This is a genomic window from Pseudomonas sp. P4_B3 (assembly GCF_056402295.1).
Window position 1 is genome coordinate 92,400 of record NZ_JBFUHR010000017.1, and the last position, 20,537, is coordinate 112,936.

Here is a 20,537-nt window from a genome sequence, read left to right on the forward strand (position 1 = left end):
GGTAAAGGTGTCAAAGAGGATTTATGCCATTCGTATTCGAGAGCGTGCTTAAAGACAAGAACATGGGGTACTCCTATACGGCGGAGAAACCATCAATGCCGCAGGCGGTGACTCGTGTAGCTTTCGTGCTTTTGAACAATTTCTCGATGATGTCGTTCACCGGCGCTATCGATGCGCTGGTGACCGCAAACTTGATTAGCGAGACACAGGCATTCGAAGTGTTGACCGTTGGTATCAAAAGTCGTCTGGTCATGAGCGATCTGGGAATTGCAATTTCAGCAGACCTGGAGTTATCCCAATTGCCAGATCGTATCGACGTTCTCATCGTCGCAGGTGGTTTACGGGTGAAGTTGATCAGCGATCCGATATTACGGCGCAAGCTACGTAACGCCGCCTCTCTTGGTGCGACCATGGGCGGTTTGTGGAACGGCGCCTTTTTCCTGGCGGAAGCTCAGTTAATGGACGGTGTCGAGTGTGCCTTCCATCCAGACGGGCGAGCGATGATGGAGGATGTCTTCCCCAAAGTCCTGGTCTCTTGTCGAACTCACGTCATCGATAGAAATCGCATAACGTGCGCCGGCGCCAGCAGTTCGTTACGAATGATGCTGGAACTCATCACTGCTAAACAAGGCGTGTCGCTGACCCATGCTGTCGAGGAAATACTCAGTTGCGATCAAACCCCTGAAGTCTCTGGGATATCGACGGTCATCGTTGACTCTGACCCCACCTTGCCACAAACCCTGAAGCTCGCTTTAGAACTGATGCAAAAGAACATCGAAGAGCCGCTTTCCATCGACGAACTGGCCGAATGCGTGAACATTTCCCGACGACAATTGGAGCGCCGTTTCTGCCGCTTCGTCGGCGCCACCCCCACACGTTACTACCTGGAACTGCGCTTGACTCGAGCGCGTCAGCTTATTCTGCAGAGCAATCGGCCGATCACCGATATCGCGATCGCGACCGGCTTTTGCAGTTTCGCCAACTTCCATATGCGCTTTCGTGACTTTTTTGGCGTAGCGCCAAGTAGCTATAGAGCGACGTATGAGCGCAGGCGTTAGTTTTCCGAAACGCAAGCACGCAAAAAACCAAAGAAATCCGCAAAGTCTAAGCCGAGCAAATGATGGTTAACATCATCGATAAGGATTACCGAGAATTATGAATGCTCCATCGTCAGTGTTGATACCGACGGCTAACTACAGCGAGCGGATGTCTACACGCATTGCCTTCCTCATCGCGGGCTTACTCATGTCCGCTTGGGCGCCTCTGGTTCCATTGGTAAAGGCACGCGTTGGTTTGGACGATGGTGGCTTGGGGTTGCTGCTTCTCGGCCTTGGCGGCGGATCTATTGTAGCCATGCCGTTTGCTGGATATCTCACTGCGCACTATGGGTGCCGACCGGTCGTCATCTGGGCAACTATTGCACTGTGTGCCGTTCTTGCGCTTTTGAGCACCGTGGTGTGGCTACCTGGCCTGGTGATAGCTGTCATTATCTTCGGCGCCAGCATGGGCATGCTTGATTGCGCCATGAACATACAGTCCGTCATCGTCGAGAAAAACAGCGGGCAGGCACTTCAGTCCGGCTTCCATGGCCTTTACAGCGTCGGAGGCATATTGGGCGCCGGGGCGATGACCGCTTTACTGACCTTCGGCCTGGATCCGCTGATGGCTGCGCTCTGCATCGTTGCCACCGTTTTGGGAGCACTTTACAAGGCTGCACCTGCTTTGCTGCCTTATGGCACTGAACGTGGCGGGCCATTGTTCGCGGTGCCCAGGGGTATCGTGCTGTTTTTAGGGACGCTCTGTTTCATCGTATTCCTCACTGAAGGTGCAATGCTTGACTGGAGCGCGGTCTTCCTTGTCTCGAATCGAGGGTTAGAGCCGAGCATCGCCGGTTTGGGCTACGCATCCTTCGCCGCTGCAATGACGGTGGGCCGCCTGACGGGAGACGCCATCGTCAGCAAGCTAGGCGGCGTGCGCGTAGTTGCGCTAGGCGGGCTCTGCGCAGCCGCAGGCATGCTCGTGTCGCTTGGAATCGATGGCTGGCCCGCGTCCCTGGTCGGCTATGCCCTGGTCGGGGCTGGCTGCTCGAACATTGTCCCAGTGATCTTTACCGCTGTAGGCCGGCAACAACGCATGCCACAGGCGGTTGCCATCCCCGCAGTCATCTCGATGGGCTACGCGGGCATTCTGATAGGTCCCGTATTTATTGGGGCAGTCGCCCATCTAAGCACCTTGTCATTCGCTTTGGGCTGCCTGATTGTTCTGCTGGTTTTTGTCAGCACAACAGCTCGAATACTTCGCAATTAGCCGAATCTTTTCAGGCGCGATATCTCTCCACTTCATCCTGGAGAGACTCAATAAGAATTGCTTCAGCGTTATCCCCCCCACGGAGAGGTTCAGAAGATGAGTGATTTTGCTTTCCCAGGCGTCAACCTTGCGGTGACTACCCCGTTCGACACCGACGGGAAGATCGACTTCGCACGCTTTGAAACCCTTCTTGAGCGCTACATCAGTGCGGGAGTAAATGGGTTCGTCCTGAGTTCAGGCACCGGCATGCATGTCTATCTTTCCAAGGAGGAATCCAGGGAGTTGGTGGCCTTTGGATCGAAGGTAATACGCGGCCGCACCAAGATTATCGTCCAGACCTCGGCCCTGCTGGTAGACGATGTCGTAGAGCGGACGTTACACGCCGCTGAATGTGGTGCTGATGGGGTCATGGTATTGCCGCCTTTTTTTGAAGGCCCTACCGACGACGAGGGTGTGATCCATTTTTACTCAGCCGTAGCGAAGGCCGGCTTGCCGATCATCGGCTACAACGTACCTCAAGCGGTCGGCGTCGAAGTCACTCCGGATCTTCACCGAAAACTGTGCCTGATCCCTGGTTTTTCAGGCGTCAAGGACAGCAGCGGCGATCTCGGCAAACAAGCCTCACTGATCCGCACCGGGTTGCCTGTCATGAATGGCGCTGACCCTTTGGTTCCCTATGCGCTCTTTGCTGGCTGTGCAGGGCTCATCTGGGGCGGTGCGAACATGGCTCCCAAGACCTGCGTCGCGCTGGTAAAAGCCGCCACCCAACATCGTTGGGATGAGGCTCGGGAAATCTGGATGCTGCTTGAACCCGTGATGTCGCTGATTTGGGAGGGCGACTACGTTCAATCCGTTTATGCCGGCGCCAACATCACCGGATACGGCGCCGGCCAACCCCGGCGTCCCCTGACTCCCCTGTCTGCCGAGCGGACCAGAGTGTTACGCGACGCGCTAGGGCAACTGGTAGAACTCGAAGCCGCAGCGTCCTGAGCAAGGGGAACACCATGTTCGTCGCTTCAAAATTACCGAAACTGACCACGGCCTCCGGTTGGGTTGAGCTGCTGGACCGGCGAACGCCGACGCTTCCCCTTCAAAAGGCAATTACAGTCGATATTGCAATCATTGGCGCAGGCTTTGCGGGCCTTTCCGCTGCCCACAGAATTTCGCAAATCGACCCCACGACCACTGTCGCCCTGCTTGAGGCCACGATCATTGGGGAAGGTGCCGCAGGACGCAACTCTGGCTTCATCATCGACCTGCCACACGAAGTGTCTTCAGATGACTACGGCGGAAATTCCCTGGCTCGTTCCAGGCAGGATATTTTCCTGTATCGAAGCGCGATCGATCTCGCTGCCGGTGTTGCTGAAGATCAGCAATGGGGACCTGAGATCTTCAATCCATGCGGGCGATACAGCGTGGCCATGGGATCGCGCGGCGAAGAACATATCAAGGCCTATGCGAAGCAACTGACAGCTTTAGGCGAGCGTCATCAAATACTCAGTGCTACGGAAATTTCGCAGATCACAGGTACACCTGCCTATACGGCTGGCCTGTTCATGCCTGGCACGGTCATTGTGCAACCGGCTGCATACATCCGAGGCGTCGCCGATAGCCTGCGTGCACCGGTACAGGTATTCGAGCAGACACCGGCTTTATCCTTTGAAGTTAAAAACGGCAGCTGGCTGATCAAGACACCTGACGGCTCCGTGACAGCCCAAAAAATAATCTTGGCCAACAATGGATACGCGCGTGACTTTGGCTTCTTTCAGAAGACGCTCATGCCTATCTTCACCTATGCATCCATGACGGAGGCGTTTGATCCCGACCTGCTTTCTGGACAAAGACAGTGGGCCGCCACCCCTGCCCTGCCCATGGGCACGACCGTGCGGCGAATCGCTGGCAGGGACGGTGATCGAATACTGATTCGTTCACGCTACACCTTTAGCACCAAGGTGCAGGTCAGCGAAAACGCGGTGAACAGCGCTGGCAAGGCTCATGATAAAAAATTCGCCAGTCGTTTTCCGATGCTACCAAAGGTTCGTATGCAGTACCGGTGGGGTGGGGAAATGGCGGTGACACTGAACGGAGTACCCGCCTTTGGAGAAGTTGCGCCTGGTGTGATCAGCGCTTGCGGCTGCAACGGCCTTGGGGCGTCTAAATCCACCGCTGCCGGGATCGCCGCAGCAGATTTCGCGATGGAAAAAAGCACGCCGATTCTCGACATCTTCAACGACTACGCGCCGCCCAAGAAGTTGCCAGCAGAACCTTTCCTCAGTATCGGGGCGAGCGCCAATCTTTATATGAAAGAGCTGCTCGCTGGCCGTGAGTAAGGTGACCTCGCCTTGGTAAATCAAAGGCGTTTCCCACGGCGACCCGCGTTGTCTATTCGAGAGGTAAAGGGCTATGCAATTCAACTGCAATATGTCGGAGCAAGAACTCCTGATGCATGGAGTGATTATGCGGGAGGCACTCCTGCGAATCCTTGCCCGTCATTCCCCACTTTGCGGGATCGACGGCGGGGATACTGAAACCTGTGTTCGCTCCTTGGCTGATGCCCACTTGAACATCGGCCTGCCTCCCTTCAAGGGCAACCCCCTGCCCTCGTCCTTGCACTCCACGGTCTCACAGGCGTTGTCTGACGCTCCCAAAATTCAGCGTGACTTCAAAACTCTGCTAACAGCGCTTGAGCCCCTATTACGCAATAGCCGGTGGATAAAGCGACTCGCTACTGAAAGGGATGATGCCGGCCTCGAAGAAAAACATCGGCATGCATTGATTCTCGGAGAAGGCGCTCTGTTCGAATGTTCAACGATGACAGTGGGACTGGCTGTGATGGCGCCCAACCTTTGCTACCCCTTCCATGCGCATCCCCCTGCAGAATTCTACGTCGTTTTATCAGAAGGTGATTGGTACCGGGAAGATGTCGGATGGTGGAATCCGGGGCCTGGCGGTGTGGTGTTCAACCCCCCATCAGCTGTCCATTCAATGAGGTCTACCCACAAGCCGCTGCTAGCACTATGGGGCCTGATAAACGAATCGTCACAGCCCATTCGTGAACGCAAAATTTCAGCGGATCTGGTGTTCCCTGGCGGACGATCAGAGCAGCCGTAATCCAGCATTCGCTTAGTTACATCGGCAGCCACCCGTCAACTCGGATCTAAGTCACACATATTGAATGCCGAGCCGCCTTGGTCGCGGCATAGACCGAATGCAGCGGGGAGCCCTTTTTGTGCGCCACCGAGGCGTTGAGGATTACCGACGCCCCCTCGCTGAGCAGCGGCAGCGCCTTTTGCACGGTGAAGAACAGACCGCGGACATTGGCGTTGAACTGCCTGTCAAAGTCCTCCGGCGTCACCGCCTCGAACGACGAGAGACTGCTGACGCCCGCGTTGGCGAACAACACATCGATCCTGCCCAAGCGCGTGCCGACTTCAGCATAGAGGGCGTCCAGTGCTTCCAGATCGGAAACATCCGCGACGATGGCCACGGCGCTTTCGCCAATTTCGGTGGCGGCTTTATCGAAGGCGGATTCGGTGCGGCCGACGATGACGACTTTTGCGCCTTCCTCGGCGAACAGCTTCGCTGAGGCGAGGCCGATGCCACTGCCGCCGCCTATGATTACAGCGACTTTTCCAAGTAGTTTTCCCATTTCATGTACTCCTTGCATCGATAGGGTGTGATAAAGCGCGTCGCACCGGCGCGGTTACGTCTGGAACAGCGCGAAGGTGAGGAACATGTCGAGGTAGCCAGGCATCACGCCCTCCGCCAGCACGCCAACCATCGACACTTGGCCACTGCTTGCCGGGCTGCCCCATCGCCAGCTGGCGCAAACGCTGCACCGCATCCATGCAGCCCTGGCGCCCCCGTGGACGCTGGAGCAACTCGCCCGTGACGCCGGGATGTCGCGCTCCACCTTCGCGGCGCTGTTCACGTCGGTCGTCGGAGTGCCGCCGCTGACCTACGTCGCGACGTGGCGTATTTATCGTGCCAAGCTCATCCTCGCTGCCGGCCACTCGATCGCAGCTGCGGCGCAGCAGACGGGATACGGCAGCGACATCACACTCAGCCGCGCGTTTAAAGCCGCGACCGGCGTGTCACCTGGACAATGGCGGCGCGAGCGGCGGACCTCCGGCCGCAATGATCCGCAGCCTGATAGATTGGTGACGCTAACTTAACTCGGGTTTGAAGTTGACCTGCCGATGGTCGTGGCGCTATCCGGGGTAAGGCTGAACCCCGTGAGCAATTGCCCATCGTAGGGAGCGACAGGGGCAAAACCAGGGGCATGTTCATGACTCTTCGGCCTGTAAAGTCGAGGTAGAGCCCTGGTGAAATGTTCTTCGGGGATCCGGATAGTCTTTAAGTTGCCTTGGCGAGAGATCATCAGGGTTAAATCTCCATTCTCGAACAATGGATGCTTTCAACCCTGAATGCAGAGATGAAGGGCCGATTCCTGCCCTCCAAATGGTGTTAGCGCAGCTGGTCGATGTTCTCGTCGATTCGGCCTTGAATGGTATCCAGGGTGTCTTGGGTGATCACGCGTGGGTACAGGTTCTCGGCGATGGTCGCAAACTGGCTCGCGACGTTGCAAATTTTGTCAATGATGCCGCCAGCAGTCTCCACTGAGACCTCTGCTTCGTCTGCAAGTCTGAGCATCGCGTCTCGATCAATCTCCAAGGCCTCGCCCATCACGTCCATCTGGTGATAACCGCCCGGTCCCTCGCAGAAAGTCACGTCGTAGGCTGGCGCCAGCTGCCATGCACCAGATGGCGACATGACGTAGGCGAAGTTTTTGGGGTGGTCGTCTCGGTTGTTGAATGCAACATTGAAGACGGCGCGCTCGAAGGCGATAGCTTTCTCTCGCACATCGTTGGTGCACATCTGCGTCGCACGCAAGAAGTTGACATAGTCCAAGGCCCCCGGTGACTTGTAGTCGGCCCCGGTAAAGACTGCAAGGCTTTGCATGGGCACGCGCTTGCCGTCCATACGATCAAAGCGCTTACTCGCGAAGGCTGCCAGCCCGTTGGGCAGACTGAAATGCCGGGTGTCCGGGGTCTGGATGCCGCACATGCGCAAGCACTCGGCATAGACCATTTCGATAGCACACACCTCGGGATGTTCTTCTTTTGCCGGGAACTTGATGAGCCAGGCTTCAAAGCCCGGCTTGGCGGCGGTGGTGAAGGCTCCACTTTGAGGATCGCGATAGACCAACGCCTTTGGCCTGGCGCCTTGAGGGGAGCCCCCTACCAACAGTAACGTCTGCAGGAATTCCCCACCTTCCCCATTGAGAACTTCCTGAATCTCAGCCGCAAGCAGCTCAAGGGGGATATGCGCTTGCGGCTCCTGCCCTTCGGGAGCCACGGGCTCGAACGACATTGCCCCCATGGCAATATTACCAACATAGGCCAGCCGCTCCAGAGGTCCTATGCGTGCTGTGTTGAGGCCGCGGCGCCTGAACAACCGGTCCATCAGCAGCAGGCCCCAACCGTCAGGCAACGAGTCATAGATAGGCCCTGGCAGGCCCAACTGATGGGACGGAAAACCTCGACGTAGTTGGGGGCCGTCCAATGGAAGTGTGTAGGACGACAGCTCCAGGCCTCTGCTCTTCGCTTCATTGCTGTACTCAAACACAATCTGTGGGCGACCGGTGATAGCGGTCGTAGACACAAGCGTGCCCCACAGCCAACGTTCACCCCAACCCTCGTAGTAGACGTCAACCTGTTCAAGCATTATCGGACTTCCTCTTGGTACGATGACGATTGACAGTGTTTTCGTATCGGCGAATGTCTTCAAGGCTATCGAGCTTTGGCAAGAACAGTCCTTCGAGCTCCTTGGTTCGTCCAAGGACCATGGCCACGCGGACCACATTCTCGAACCCGACATTGCGCCCAGCTTCAAGGTTGGAAACGGTATTGGTCCCAATACCGGCGCGACCGGCCACATCGGCTTGCGTCATCTGCAAAGCCAGCCGTTCCGTGCGCAGACGATTGCAGAGCCGCTTGACGATTTCACTCGGCTTGCTGAAGCTTAAATCCAACATAACGTGTCGTCCGTCGCTGCACACCATTTAATACCCAAAATTATAGAATTAACCGCAATCCAGTTCAAGATGCGTAATTCCCTTATTTTGTGTTTTATATTGGCTTTTCCTGTATTAATCACGGCCTATTGGAATTAATTCTGTTCTTTTGAAGATTCGTCCTGCAGGTATCATTTTCCCTGCCTCAGCGATGAACGTAAGCGCGCCATAAACCTCACATACAAGACTCGCAGCCGATCCCCGATGCTGTGCTCCCGATTCCCTCTGGAGTCAGCCCCGCCATGATGCGACCTGATGCTAAAGTCGAAAAAGTCTATCTCTACCCAAAGCCCGTCGGCTTTCTAAAATCCATTAATGGCCTGGCCGCACTGGTCGAGTTGGATAAAGCAGGTCGTCACGAGCACAGCCTGCCGGCGTTGGCCCAGCTGAAAAGCCGGATAAAAAGACGCAGCCGCAGGTGACAGCTCAAAACGCCCTGGGCAAAGTCATCAGCTACCTGGCGAGCAACTGGAGCAAACTTGAGCGATACGTCGAGCAAGGCTACTTGCCGATCGACAACAACCCTGCCGAAAGAGCCATCAGGCCCTTCGTGATCGGAAGAAAGAACTGGCTGTTCAGCGACACGCCCAAAGGTGCAACGGCCAGCGCTCAACTTTACAGCCTGGTCGAGGCCGCCAAAGCCAACGGCCAGGAGCCCTATGCGTGGCTGCGTCACGCATAGGGCTCCTGCCAATGGCGTCTTCGGTTGAGGACTACGAAGCACTGCTGCCCTGGAACTGCTCGCCGGTATCGCATAATCCATCTTGAGGCTGGTGGAGGTTTACGGAGCTTAATGAATACGAGCGGAGCAACGATCATGGAATACGACGATAAACTGATTGAAGAAGCCGTGCTTGCCCTGTTGGCAGCTTTCAGTTTCGATAACGGCAATACTTGGAAAGGGTTCGACTTCGAGACCATGAACCGATTGCATGAACAGGGTTTCATCAGTAATCCGGTGAACAAAAACAAATCGATTTGGTTGACGGCTGAAGGACTGGAGCGAGGTCGGCAGATAGCCGACCGGTTGTTTGGGGTAAGAACTCAAGTGGAGCATATATCCGACTCGGATACCTGACTTCATACCCCGGCCATACGGTAGGTGGGGTTTATGGATCACTTACCGATGAACAGTCGCGACCGATACGTAGAACGTCAGTGCGCTGCAGTGTTGCCGGCCGTATGGAGTTTCTACTGAATGCACAAGCGCACTCCTGCCCTACGTCAGGTTCACTACCCCTGCCAGTTTCGGTTGAGGCGTTACATTAAGACCAACAGGTGCGCCTGATGGTCCATGAAAATGAGTGCGACTGCGGGCTTCTTCGAGTGTTCAACATTTATTTGACCACCCGAAGAATATCCCGAATCAAGAGCGTTTATGAGACAGGGAGTATTTCACGATACTCTGGTCTGCCCGCACTTCCATCTCAACCTCCGCCCCCATAATCAACGGGTAATGATCAGGTATATGCCCTGCGGGAAAAGCAAATATTTTAGGCACTTTATATTTTTCTGTAATTTGATGAATCAAGCTATAAGCAGCCTCGTCAAAATCCGACTTCACGCCGCCTATATCCCGCATGGAGCCTATAATGATGCCTTTTATTTTAGCCAACACACCTGCCGTTTCCAGCGTTTGCATTTGCCGATCGATTCTATAATAAGCATTTTCTCCGACCTCCTCCAAGAACAATATTGCTCCCTTGTAATCGAAGTCGTAGCGGGTTCCAGAAACGGCTCCAACAATAGTCTGGTTTCCACCCACCAGTCGCCCCTTGGCCTTGCCCATTTTATTCAGTGCATGTGAAACAATCTTATACTCTGGCGCGTGGTCCTTCAAAATATCAAAAATCTTGCCGTAGGCAGACGGCGGAGGAGGAACGCCATTACTCAGGGTTCGTACGACGTTGTGCCCATGGATCGTAGCGATACCGTGGCGATTGAAAGCGCTGTGCAGGTAAGTGATATCGGAATAACCAATCAGCCATTTGGGATTTTTACAAATGGCACTAAAATTTAGTCCATCCAGCAACTGTACACTTCCATAACCCCCACGAGTCACCCAGATAGCGTCGATATTCGGGTCATCGCACGCCCATTGTAAATCTGCCAACCTTTGCTGCGGGGTGCCTGCATAGGCATAATGATTGTCATACTTCTCAAAGCAGTTTTTTGAATATACAAAATCATACCCCTGCTCTTTAATCATCGTAGTAACGTGATCCAAAAAGGCCGGATTGGTCAAATAACCCGCTGGCGAAACTATAGCGATCCTGCTTCCACTTTTCAGGGACTTCGGCAATCTCATGTTACTCATGTTTTTTCCTCTAATTGGCTGAACACAAACTCAGCATACCAGAGCCATTCAATAGTCCCACTTACGCTTTCCTGATGAATCATTACAGGAAACTTCGCAATTTTTTTCCACCTCAGCAAACAATTAACTACCTTTAATACAGCAGCTTCATTATACGAATTACATTTCGTATGCTTTGGCTGTATCGAAAAATGACTGATACCTCATTGAATGCACCTCACCATAGGGCGTCCAAAACCGGCACATCGACCTCCCTCATACCTTTGCAAATCTGGAAACACAGAATTTCCATCAACCGGGTTGATCGCCCCCTGACACAAGGCGCAGGCTAGAGGGCTGGCTTGGGTCTCATATCATTCCGAATGATAGTTACCTTCGCCCCATTCGATTCGTGAGATACAAACCCGCCGCGCATCATTCGCCAATCTCAACACATTGGCGGATGCATCCATGGAACAGTCACTCAAACATTTGCGCTTCCCCTTGGCTTTGTTGGCCGTAGTGGTGATCAGCGCTTGCGGCAAGGCCCCGGAAACCGCCGCCAGCATGCCAGCGGCCAAGGTCAGCGTGGCCAAGGTGCTGGAACAACCGGTCAACGAGTGGGACGAATTCACCGGCCGCCTCGAAGCGCCGGAAACCGTCGAGATTCGTCCACGGGTCTCCGGTCAGATCGATGAAGTGGCCTTCACAGAGGGTGCCCTGGTCAAGAAAGGCGACCTGCTGTTCCAGATCGACCCGCGTCCGTTCCAGGCTGAGGTCCGCCGCCTCGAAGCACTGGTTGCACAATCGCGCGCCAATGCGACCCGTAGCGAAAACGAAGCCCAGCGCGGTGAACGCCTGCGCACCAGCAACGCCATTTCCGCTGAACTGGCCGATTCGCGTACCAGCGCCGCCCAGGAAGCCCGCGCCGCCGTCGGCGCTCTTCAGGCACAGCTGGACCTGGCCAAGCTGAACCTGAGCTTCACCCGCGTCACCGCACCGATCAGCGGCCGCGTCAGCCGTGCGGAAATCACCGCCGGCAACCTGGTGACCGCCGACACCACCCCGCTGACCAGCGTGGTCTCCACCGACAAGGTGTATGCCTACTTCGACGCGGACGAGCGTGTGTTCCTCAAGTACACGGAGCTCGCTCGCCAGGGCAAGCGCGGCGCCACCACCCCGGTTTATATGGGCCTGTCCAACGAGGACGGCAACCCACACCAGGGCGTGATGAACTTCGTCGACAACCAGGTCAACCCGAAAACCGGCACCATCCGTGGCCGCGCCGTGTTCGACAACAGCGATGGCAGCTACACCCCGGGCCTGTATGCACGCCTGAAACTGGTGGGCAGCGGTACGTACAGCGCCATGCTGATCAACGATGAGGCGGTCGGCACCGACCTGGGCAAGAAGTTCGTGCTGGTGATGGATGCCGACAACAAGACCGCCTACCGCGCGGTGGAACTGGGTCCGAAGATCGAAGGTCTGCGCATCGTGCGCAACGGTCTGAACAAGGACGACACCATCATCGTCAAGGGCCTGCAACGGGTGCGCCCTGGCTCACCGGTCACCCCTGAGGTGATTCCGATGGCCAGCGAACAAACCCTCGCGGCTCTCGCACAACAACGCCAAGCGCTGGAAGCCAGTAACCTGCCTCAAGTCGCACCTGCCAAGGTTGCGCCGGGTACGGTTGTGAAACTGGCTGCCACGACCCCACGCGGTTAAGGGATTCCAAGATGAATTTTTCCCAATTCTTCATTTCGCGGCCGATCTTCGCAGCGGTGCTGTCGCTGCTGATCCTGATCGCCGGTGCGATCTCGCTGTTCCAGTTGCCGATCAGCGAATACCCGGAAGTGGTGCCGCCGACCGTGGTGGTCCGCGCCAACTTCCCGGGTGCCAACCCGAAAGTCATCGGCGAAACCGTGGCCGCGCCGCTGGAACAAGCCATCACCGGCGTCGAGAACATGCTGTACATGTCCTCGCAATCCACCGCTGACGGCAAGATCACCCTGACCATCACCTTTGCCCTGGGTACCGACCTGGACAACGCCCAGGTGCAGGTGCAGAACCGCGTGACCCGCACCGAGCCGAAACTCCCCGAGGAAGTGACGCGCATCGGTATCACCGTGGACAAGGCGTCGCCCGACCTGACGATGGTGGTGCACTTGACCTCGCCGGACAAACGCTACGACATGCTGTACCTGTCCAACTACGCTCTGCTCAACATCAAGGATGAGCTGGCGCGCCTGGGCGGTGTCGGTGATGTGCAGTTGTTCGGCATGGGCGATTACTCGCTGCGTGTATGGCTGGACCCGAACAAGACCGCTTCGCGCAACCTGACCGCGACCGATGTGGTCACGGCAATTCGCGAACAGAACCGTCAAGTGGCGGCCGGTGCGCTGGGTGCGCCGCCAGCACCGAATGCCACGGCATTCCAGCTGTCGGTCAACACACAGGGCCGTCTGGTCAGTGAGGAAGAGTTCGAGAACATCATCATTCGCTCTGGCGACAACGGTGAAATCACTCGTCTGAAGGACATCGCTCGCGTCGAACTGGGTTCGAGCCAATACGCCTTGCGTTCGCTGCTGAACAACCAGCCGGCAGTGGCGATCCCGATCTTCCAGCGTCCTGGTTCCAACGCTATCGAAATCTCCAATGAAGTCCGGGCCAAAATGGCCGAACTGAAGAAGAGCTTCCCTGAAGGCATGGACTTCAGCATCGTCTATGACCCGACGATCTTCGTGCGCGGCTCCATCGAGGCGGTGGTTCACACCCTCTTCGAAGCGCTGATCCTCGTGGTGCTGGTGGTGATCCTGTTCCTGCAGACCTGGCGTGCTTCGATCATTCCATTGGTCGCTGTGCCGGTATCGCTGATCGGTACCTTTGCCGTGATGCACCTGTTCGGCTTCTCGCTCAACGCCTTGTCGCTGTTCGGCCTGGTATTGGCGATCGGCATCGTGGTGGACGACGCCATCGTGGTGGTGGAGAACGTCGAACGGAACATCGAACTCGGATTGACTCCGGTTGAAGCCACCAAACGCGCCATGCGTGAAGTGACCGGCCCGATCATTGCCACGGCGCTGGTGCTGTGTGCGGTGTTTGTTCCGGCGGCGTTCATCTCCGGTTTGACTGGCCAGTTCTACAAGCAGTTCGCCCTGACCATTGCGATTTCCACGGTGATTTCGGCCTTCAACTCCCTGACCCTGTCGCCTGCTCTGGCCGCGGTATTGCTCAAGGGTCACGACGCGCCGAAAGACCGTTTCTCCAAGGTGCTGGACAAGATTTTCGGTGGCTGGTTGTTCCGTCCGTTCAACCGCTTCTTCGAGAAAGCCAGCCATGGTTATGTCGGCACCGTTGCCCGTGTGATCCGCTCAAGCGGTATCGCCCTGCTGCTGTACGCCGGCCTGATGGTCCTGACCTTCTTCGGTTTCTCCAGCACCCCGACCGGTTTCGTCCCCGGCCAGGACAAGCAATACCTGGTGGCGTTCGCGCAACTGCCGGATGCCTCGAGCCTGGACCGTACCGAAGACGTGATCAAGCGCATGTCCGACCTCGCCCTGAAACAGCCGGGCGTGGAAAGCGCGGTGGCCTTCCCTGGCTTGTCGATCAACGGTTTCACTAACAGCCCGAACGCCGGCATCGTGTTCGTGACCCTGAAACCGTTCGACGAACGTAAAGACCCGAGCATGTCCGCCGGTGCGATTGCCGGTGCCTTGAACGGCCAGTACGCGAACATCCAGGAAGCCTACATGGCGATCTTCCCGCCGCCGCCGGTACAAGGCCTGGGCACTATCGGTGGTTTCCGCCTGCAAATCGAAGACCGGGGCAACCTGGGCTACGAAGAGCTGTACAAGGAAACCATGAACATCATCAACAAGAGCCACAGCGTGCCGGAACTGGCCGGCCTGTTCACCAGCTACACGGTGAACGTGCCACAGGTCGATGCTGCCATCGACCGGGAAAAAGCCAAGACCCACGGCGTGGCCGTCAGCGACATCTTCGACACCCTGCAGATTTACCTGGGTTCGCTGTATGCCAACGACTTCAACCGCTTCGGGCGCACCTATCAGGTCAACGTTCAGGCCGAACAACAGTTCCGCCTCGAATCCGACCAGATCGGCCAGCTGAAAGTGCGCAACAACAAGGGCGAGATGATCCCGCTGGCGACCTTCATCAAGGTCAGCGACACCTCGGGTCCCGACCGCGTGATGCACTACAACGGCTTCATCACCGCTGAAATCAACGGTGCGGCAGCCCCCGGCTACAGCTCCGGCCAGGCCGAAAAAGCCATCGAGAAACTGCTCAAGGAAGAACTGCCGAACGGCATGACCTACGAATGGACCGACCTGACCTACCAGCAGATCCTGTCCGGCAACACCGCGCTGTTCGTGTTCCCGCTCTGTGTGCTGCTGGCGTTCCTGGTACTGGCGGCTCAGTACGAAAGCTGGAGCCTGCCACTGGCGGTGATCCTGATCGTACCGATGACTCTGCTGTCGGCCATCACCGGGGTGATCGCCTCCGGCGGTGACAACAACATCTTCACCCAGATCGGCCTGATCGTACTGGTGGGCCTGGCCTGCAAGAACGCGATCCTGATCGTCGAGTTCGCCAAGGACAAACAGCTCGAAGGCCTAAACCCGCTGGCGGCGGTTCTGGAAGCTTGCCGTCTGCGTCTGCGGCCGATCCTGATGACCTCCTTCGCGTTCATCATGGGCGTCGTGCCGCTGGTGTTCTCCAGCGGTGCCGGTGCCGAAATGCGTCACGCCATGGGTGTAGCGGTGTTCTCCGGGATGCTTGGGGTAACCTTCTTCGGCCTGTTGCTGACGCCAGTGTTTTACGTACTGATTCGTAACTTTGTCGAGCGCGGCCAAGCGCGCAAAGCCGCCAAGGCCGCCCTGAAGCTGGAGTCGCATTGATGAGTTTGAAAGCCTTCCTGCCGAGCCTGCTGGTACTGGCCCTGAGTGCCTGTGCCGTCGGCCCGGACTACAAGACGCCAACCACCGAGGCGGCCAATATCACGACCGCCACCGATGGCGCCGCCGGCCAGAAGAACTTTGACCGCTCGCGTTTCGAAGGCATCTGGTGGCAGCAGTTCGAAGACCCGACCCTCAACCAGTTGGTGACGCAATCCCTGCAAGGCAACCGCGATCTGCGCGTCGCCTTCGCCCGCTGGAAAGCCGCACGGGCGATCCGCGATGACGTCAGCAACGATGCCATGCCGACCATCACCAGCCGCGTCAGCAGTGATTTGGGCAAAGGCCAGATTCCCGGCCAGACCACCGACCGGGTCAACAGCGAACGCTACGACCTGGGCCTGGATATGGCGTGGGAGATCGATCTGTTCGGCCGCATCCAGCGCAACCTGGAGTCGGCCAACGCCGAACAACAGGCGTTCGAGGCCGATCTGTACCAACTGCAAGTCACCATGATTGCCGAACTGGTGGATTCCTACGGCCAACTGCGCGGGGCGCAACTGCGGGAGAAAATAGCCCTGGCCAACCTGCAGAACCAGCAGGAGTCGCGCAAGATCACCGTCAGCCTGCGTGATGCCGGCGTCGGTGATCAGCTCGACGTGGAGCGTGCCGATGCGCGACTCGCGTCAGTCGAGGCCAGCGTGCCGCAACTGCAGGCCGAACAGGTTCGGCAGAAAAACCGTATCGCCACCCTGCTGGGTGAACGTCCGGACAAGCTGACCGTGGACATGAGCCCGAAAGACCTGCCGGCGATCGCCAAGGCATTGCCGATCGGTGATCCGGGTGAGCTGCTGCAACGCCGTCCGGACATTCGCAGTGCCGAACGCCAATTGGCGTCGGCCACGGCACGTATCGGCGTGGCCAAGGCTGACCTGTTCCCGCGGGTCAGCCTCAGCGGCTTCCTCGGTTTTACCGCCGGGCGCGGTTCACAGATCGGCTCCTCGGCAGCCAACGCTTGGGCGCTCGGCCCGAGCATCACCTGGGCGGCGTTTGACCTGGGCAGTGTGAAGGCCCGGTTGCGCGGCGCCGACGCCGATGCCGAAGGCGCCCTGGCGACCTATGAGCAACACGTGTTGCTGGCCCTGGAAGAATCGGAAAACGCCTTCAGCGACTACGGCAAACGCCAGCAACGCCTGATCTCGCTGATTCGCCAGAGCGAGTCCAGCCGCTCGGCCGCCGACCTGGCGGAGATCCGCTACCGCGAAGGCTCGGCCGATTTCCTTGTGCTGCTCGACGCCCAACGGGAACGCCTGGCCGCCGAAGACACCCAGGCCCAGGCTGAAGTCGACCTGTATCGCGGCATCGTCGCGATCTACAAGGCCCTTGGCGGTGGCTGGCAGCCGGAGACGGTCGCCAGCAACTGACCCGATGTTTTAATGCGCTCCTTTGGTTGGCCGCAGCCAACCAATTTCCTTGCCCTGCGTCTCATTCGGTCGCGGGGCTTTTTTTGCCCAGGACTTACCCATCCCCCCTGTAGGAGCTGGCTTGCCAGCGAATGCGGTGTATCGGTCACTTTTCATGTTGGCTGACACAATGCTTTCGCTGGCAAGCCAGCTCCTACCGGGTTAGCGGTGATCCTCAGATTTTTGGTTTTCCTGAACGGTGACCGTGGCAGTAGTCCCCGCCCTCAGGTTGTTTTTACCGGCATAGTCGGCATCGATCTCGATCCGCACCGGCACCCGTTGCGCCAGCTTGATCCAGGTGTAACTGGGGTTGATATTCGCCAGCAGGCGGCCACCGGGCAGGTTTTCCCGGTCGGCAATGGCAAAGGCGATGCTCTGCACTTTGCCGCCGAACGTCTCGCCACTCATCAACTCGATCTTGACCCGGTCGCCCTCCCCGATCCGCGGCAACTTGGTTTCTTCAAAGTAACCGCTGACATAGAACGAATCGCTGTCCACCAACGCCAGCAATGGACCGCCGGCCGAGGCGTAGTCGCCCTCCCGGGTCAGCAGATTGGTGACATATCCAGTCACCGGGGAGACGACGTGGGTACGCTGCAAATCGAGCTCGGACTGGGTCAAGGCCGCGATGGCCAGTTGCACGTTAGCCTGGGCCAACACCAGGTTGGCCTGATTACGCAGCAAGTCAGCCTGGGCCACCGACACGTCGGTGTTGGCTTTTTCCCACTCTTCGCCGGAAATCGCCGAACGATCCTTGAGCGTACGCCGCCGTTGCTCTTCGCTCTGACGTTGTTTGAGCAACGCTTCGCTGGCGGTAATGGTCGCCTGGGCCTGCCCGAGCGAGGCCTTCGCCACCTCAACGGCACGTTTGGCATGCTCCACCGCCAGGATGTAACGCGCCGGATCGATCTCCAGCAACGCCTGGCCTTTGTTCACATGCTGGTTGTCCTGCACGGTCAGGCCGACGATTCGCCCCGAAACGTCGGCGGATAAGGTCACCACATCGGCACGCACCCGGGCATCCCGGGTCCAGGGGGCGCGGGTGTAATGTTCCCAGGCGAACCAACCCAGGATAACGGCCAGCAGTACCACCGCCAGCGTCGTGAGTCGGGAAAGGATGTTCTTCAAGGCATCAGGCTCCCATCACCAGGATCAATGTGGCGCAGACGCAGACGTATAGCGCGCCTTCGAACAACGCTTCGTGCCAGACAAACTGCAGCACACCGAGACGCCGCAACGTCCAGTCCAGCAGCAGGAAAATCGGCACGCCCAGCAGCAGCGCCTGAGCAATCGGGGGCAGGTAGGCACCACCCACTTCCAGATCAATGGGCAAGGACAGGGTCTCCTTCAAGGCCTGTGGGTTGAAAGTAGCCGCGATAACGCTCGACGAACGACACCACGATCAACAGCGACACGCGCATACGGAACACCGACCACAAGTGCTCATGAACATCGGTATGCAGGGCATCCAGTTCGTCGCCCAGGGTGTGGAGGCTATCCAGCACCAGCGCCACTTCGACCCCGGGCCGACCGGCGACCAGCCTCCCCGTTTCCCGCACTGTCGAGAACAGGCGACTTTGCAGATCCGGACTCAGCAGTGCGTTGTTCTGCCCCTGCTGCCTGAGCTGATTCAAGGCAATACCCAGTGCCATGCAGGCCAGGCTGACCTGGAACCGCTCACGCGATTGTGGCTCCCGGGTCGCCGGCAGCAGCCCCAGCATCATGGTCAGGCGATCGACCATACGGCTCTCGAACGCAAACTGCTGCTCATCGGTCGCCGAGGTTTTCAACAAGGCGTACACCTGCTCGCAGCTCTCTTTGTGGAGCCGCCGCATGCGCAAATCCGGCATGAACGGAAAGATCAACGCATACACACTCAACGCCAGCACGGTCGCGCAGGTATAAGCGCCGGCAAACTCGAACCACTGGATCGCGGTGTTCTGGCCAATCCCCACGTTCAACGGGCCGAGCAACAGAAAAGTCGTGAGCCCCAGGCCAATGCCGGTACCTGTAGTGGCGGGACTGGCCAGGCCCACCGCAACGGCGTAGAGCAAGGGCGCCAGCAACAAGGCAAGCATCTCGAAATTGCTGATCATCGGCACAAACATGAACTGAAGCAGTGCCGAGGCCACCAGCGCCAGCCCGAACCCCCGCGCATAGCTTTGAACGGCCAGCAGCGGCCGGGGAAACGTCGACATCAGCGAACACAGGATGCCCACCAGCACCATCGCGCCTCGCGCACCGTCCCAACCGGTTTCGATCCAGATCAGGCCGGCGATCAACAGCGCGGAAAAGGCCCGGACGGCATTCATGGTCGCCAGGGTGAAGTCCAGGTGCAGCGGGTTTTCCCGCCCGCGAAACACGCTGCTGGCGGGTCGCCCGCTCTGGATGGCATCACTCAACTCCAGAATCTGCTCAAGTTGCTGCAGAAGGCGTGCTTGCTCCCAGCGCAACGACCAGGCCAGCGAGCGCAAGGTGGCCGGCAGCGGCTCAGTCAATTGTTCGGCCCTGTAGGCCAGCTCATCAAAGCGTTGTTGCAGCGACGTGAAATGATGGCGCTTTTCACTGGACAGCGAACGCCCCTGCCGCGCCAGTTCATCGAGAAAGGCCAGTTCTTCGGCGCGCAGCCGTTGAATTTCTTCAGGCAACTCGCCCTCCCAGCGCTCGGTCAACAACAACCGCTGGTGGCGCAAGGCGGTCAACCGCGCGGTCAACAACACCAATTGATTGCCCAACAGTTGCACCAGGCCGTTGGCACTGCGCAAGCGCGGGGCATCGTAATACATGTGCCGGCGCACACCCTCCAGGCCGCTGATCTGCCCCAACAGCTGCATTTGTCGGTGCTGGAAATCCGCTTCGCTCTCTTCGGTGCGGATGACGGCGCTGGCATGGGTGGCCAGCAACCGGGTGATTTGATCGATCTTCGCGAAATAGTCCCGTGCCACGGCTTCCGGCCTGGCGGTAAGCAGGCTGACCACGCACACGCAGGCAACCGCCAGCAAGGTTTCGGTGAGGCGGGTCACCGCCAGCAAAAAGGTGCCGTCCTGATCGGGAATCGCCAGCAATGCGATGACCACGGCAGTGTAGCCACTGAGCACGAATGCCCCGGAGCTGGTGTAGCGCAACAGCGTGCCACCGGCGGTGCACAGCGCCAGCCACAGGGCCAGGGTGGTGATGAACGGCAACGGTGCCTGCGCAAATATCGCCATGATTGCCACCGCCACGACCGCCCCCATGGTGGTACCGATGACTTGGCCAAAACTGCGCGCCAGCACCATGCCGCCCAGTGGCTGGCTGATGATGACCACGGCCATGATCGACCACTTGGGTTGGTCCAGATCGAACAAAAACGCCAGATACAGTGTCAACAAACCGGCCGCGATGGTTCGCAGGGCAAACAGCAACACCCCGGGGCCGGGGTTGAGCATGGCCTTGAAGTACTGCAACAACGCTTGCATGGGAACACTCGTCGAGACACCTCC

18 protein-coding genes and 1 pseudogene are annotated in these 20,537 nt (G+C 57.9%); 11 read left to right on the forward strand and 8 right to left on the reverse strand.

The genetic code is table 11. The features are described 5' to 3' along the window. The first annotated feature begins 23 nt into the window (after positions 1-23). The 5 genes from AC1DWG_RS20090 to AC1DWG_RS20110 all read left to right on the forward strand — a co-directional run bounded on the left by AC1DWG_RS20090 (position 24) and on the right by AC1DWG_RS20110 (position 5,418). Positions 24-1,058 carry a GlxA family transcriptional regulator gene (locus tag AC1DWG_RS20090; protein ID WP_477788254.1) on the forward strand — a complete coding sequence of 345 codons (1,035 nt, stop codon included), beginning with the start codon at positions 24-26 and terminating at the stop codon, positions 1,056-1,058. A 97-nt stretch (positions 1,059-1,155) separates the two neighbouring features. After that, positions 1,156-2,307, forward strand: a complete 1,152-nt coding sequence (locus AC1DWG_RS20095; protein ID WP_477788255.1) for an MFS transporter — start codon at positions 1,156-1,158, stop codon at positions 2,305-2,307. Positions 2,308-2,403: 96 nt separating this feature from the next. Then, the gene (locus AC1DWG_RS20100) at positions 2,404-3,297 is read left to right on the forward strand and encodes a dihydrodipicolinate synthase family protein (RefSeq protein WP_477756924.1); all 894 of its coding nucleotides are present in this window, start codon (positions 2,404-2,406) and stop codon (positions 3,295-3,297) included. A 14-nt stretch (positions 3,298-3,311) separates the two neighbouring features. Next, positions 3,312-4,637 (forward strand): NAD(P)/FAD-dependent oxidoreductase, encoded by a 1,326-nt coding sequence (locus tag AC1DWG_RS20105; protein WP_477761945.1) that lies wholly within the window; start codon positions 3,312-3,314, stop codon positions 4,635-4,637. Positions 4,638-4,710: 73 nt separating this feature from the next. Further along, positions 4,711-5,418, forward strand: coding sequence for a dimethylsulfonioproprionate lyase family protein (locus tag AC1DWG_RS20110; protein ID WP_477788256.1), 708 nt, complete (start codon positions 4,711-4,713; stop codon positions 5,416-5,418). A 46-nt stretch (positions 5,419-5,464) separates the two neighbouring features. Here the strand turns inward: AC1DWG_RS20110 and AC1DWG_RS20115 are convergent, their stop codons facing one another. Beyond that, positions 5,465-5,956, reverse strand: a complete 492-nt coding sequence (locus tag AC1DWG_RS20115; protein ID WP_477788257.1) for an SDR family NAD(P)-dependent oxidoreductase — start codon at positions 5,954-5,956, stop codon at positions 5,465-5,467. Between the two features lie 54 nt (positions 5,957-6,010). Continuing rightward, on the reverse strand, positions 6,011-6,151 hold the full coding sequence (locus tag AC1DWG_RS20120; RefSeq protein ID WP_477761948.1) for a hypothetical protein: 141 nt from the start codon (positions 6,149-6,151) through the stop codon (positions 6,011-6,013). Positions 6,152-6,179: 28 nt separating this feature from the next. Between AC1DWG_RS20120 and AC1DWG_RS20125 the strand changes: the two genes are divergently transcribed. Beyond that, positions 6,180-6,482: a helix-turn-helix domain-containing protein gene (locus AC1DWG_RS20125; protein WP_477788273.1), complete on the forward strand. Its 303-nt coding sequence runs from the start codon at positions 6,180-6,182 to the stop codon at positions 6,480-6,482. Positions 6,483-6,774: 292 nt separating this feature from the next. Here AC1DWG_RS20125 and AC1DWG_RS20130 read toward each other — a convergent pair whose 3' ends face one another. After that, the gene (locus AC1DWG_RS20130) at positions 6,775-8,034 is read right to left on the reverse strand and encodes a type II toxin-antitoxin system HipA family toxin (RefSeq protein WP_477788258.1); all 1,260 of its coding nucleotides are present in this window, start codon (positions 8,032-8,034) and stop codon (positions 6,775-6,777) included. Further along, on the reverse strand, positions 8,027-8,344 hold the full coding sequence (locus AC1DWG_RS20135) for a helix-turn-helix transcriptional regulator (protein WP_477788259.1): 318 nt from the start codon (positions 8,342-8,344) through the stop codon (positions 8,027-8,029). The genes AC1DWG_RS20130 and AC1DWG_RS20135 overlap by 8 nt, the downstream gene beginning before the upstream one ends. Positions 8,345-8,733: 389 nt before the next feature. Between AC1DWG_RS20135 and AC1DWG_RS20140 the strand changes: the two are divergent. Both AC1DWG_RS20140 and AC1DWG_RS20145 read left to right on the forward strand, forming a co-directional pair. Continuing rightward, positions 8,734-9,151: pseudogene (locus tag AC1DWG_RS20140) on the forward strand (transposase domain-containing protein); the annotation flags it as partial. Between the two features lie 49 nt (positions 9,152-9,200). After that, on the forward strand, positions 9,201-9,461 hold the full coding sequence (locus AC1DWG_RS20145) for a DUF6429 family protein (protein WP_030132074.1): 261 nt from the start codon (positions 9,201-9,203) through the stop codon (positions 9,459-9,461). A 288-nt stretch (positions 9,462-9,749) separates the two neighbouring features. Here the strand turns inward: AC1DWG_RS20145 and AC1DWG_RS20150 are convergent, their stop codons facing one another. After that, the gene (locus tag AC1DWG_RS20150) at positions 9,750-10,700 is read right to left on the reverse strand and encodes a S66 peptidase family protein (protein WP_477788260.1); all 951 of its coding nucleotides are present in this window, start codon (positions 10,698-10,700) and stop codon (positions 9,750-9,752) included. 450 nt (positions 10,701-11,150) lie between these two features. Between AC1DWG_RS20150 and mexE the strand changes: the two genes are divergently transcribed. Genes mexE through AC1DWG_RS20165 form a run of 3 tightly spaced genes read left to right on the forward strand, consistent with a single transcriptional unit; the run spans position 11,151 to position 17,016 of the window. Further along, positions 11,151-12,404 carry a multidrug efflux RND transporter periplasmic adaptor subunit MexE gene (mexE, locus tag AC1DWG_RS20155; protein ID WP_477760215.1) on the forward strand — a complete coding sequence of 418 codons (1,254 nt, stop codon included), beginning with the start codon at positions 11,151-11,153 and terminating at the stop codon, positions 12,402-12,404. A gap of 11 nt (positions 12,405-12,415) precedes the next feature. Then, positions 12,416-15,595: an efflux RND transporter permease subunit gene (locus AC1DWG_RS20160; protein WP_477761950.1), complete on the forward strand. Its 3,180-nt coding sequence runs from the start codon at positions 12,416-12,418 to the stop codon at positions 15,593-15,595. Beyond that, a complete protein-coding gene (locus AC1DWG_RS20165; protein ID WP_477761951.1) occupies positions 15,595-17,016 on the forward strand; it encodes an efflux transporter outer membrane subunit in 1,422 nt (473 codons plus the stop codon). Before AC1DWG_RS20160 ends, AC1DWG_RS20165 begins: the two co-directional genes overlap by 1 nt. Positions 17,017-17,217: 201 nt before the next feature. Here AC1DWG_RS20165 and AC1DWG_RS20170 read toward each other — a convergent pair whose 3' ends face one another. The 3 genes from AC1DWG_RS20170 to AC1DWG_RS20180 are packed head-to-tail and all read right to left on the reverse strand — an operon-like array spanning position 17,218 to position 20,513. Further along, on the reverse strand, positions 17,218-18,183 hold the full coding sequence (locus AC1DWG_RS20170) for an HlyD family secretion protein (protein ID WP_477761952.1): 966 nt from the start codon (positions 18,181-18,183) through the stop codon (positions 17,218-17,220). A 4-nt stretch (positions 18,184-18,187) separates the two neighbouring features. After that, positions 18,188-18,388 (reverse strand): DUF1656 domain-containing protein, encoded by a 201-nt coding sequence (locus tag AC1DWG_RS20175; protein WP_108217534.1) that lies wholly within the window; start codon positions 18,386-18,388, stop codon positions 18,188-18,190. Beyond that, positions 18,378-20,513, reverse strand: a complete 2,136-nt coding sequence (locus tag AC1DWG_RS20180) for an FUSC family protein (protein WP_477788261.1) — start codon at positions 20,511-20,513, stop codon at positions 18,378-18,380. The genes AC1DWG_RS20175 and AC1DWG_RS20180 overlap by 11 nt, the downstream gene beginning before the upstream one ends. Positions 20,514-20,537: the final 24 nt, after the last annotated feature.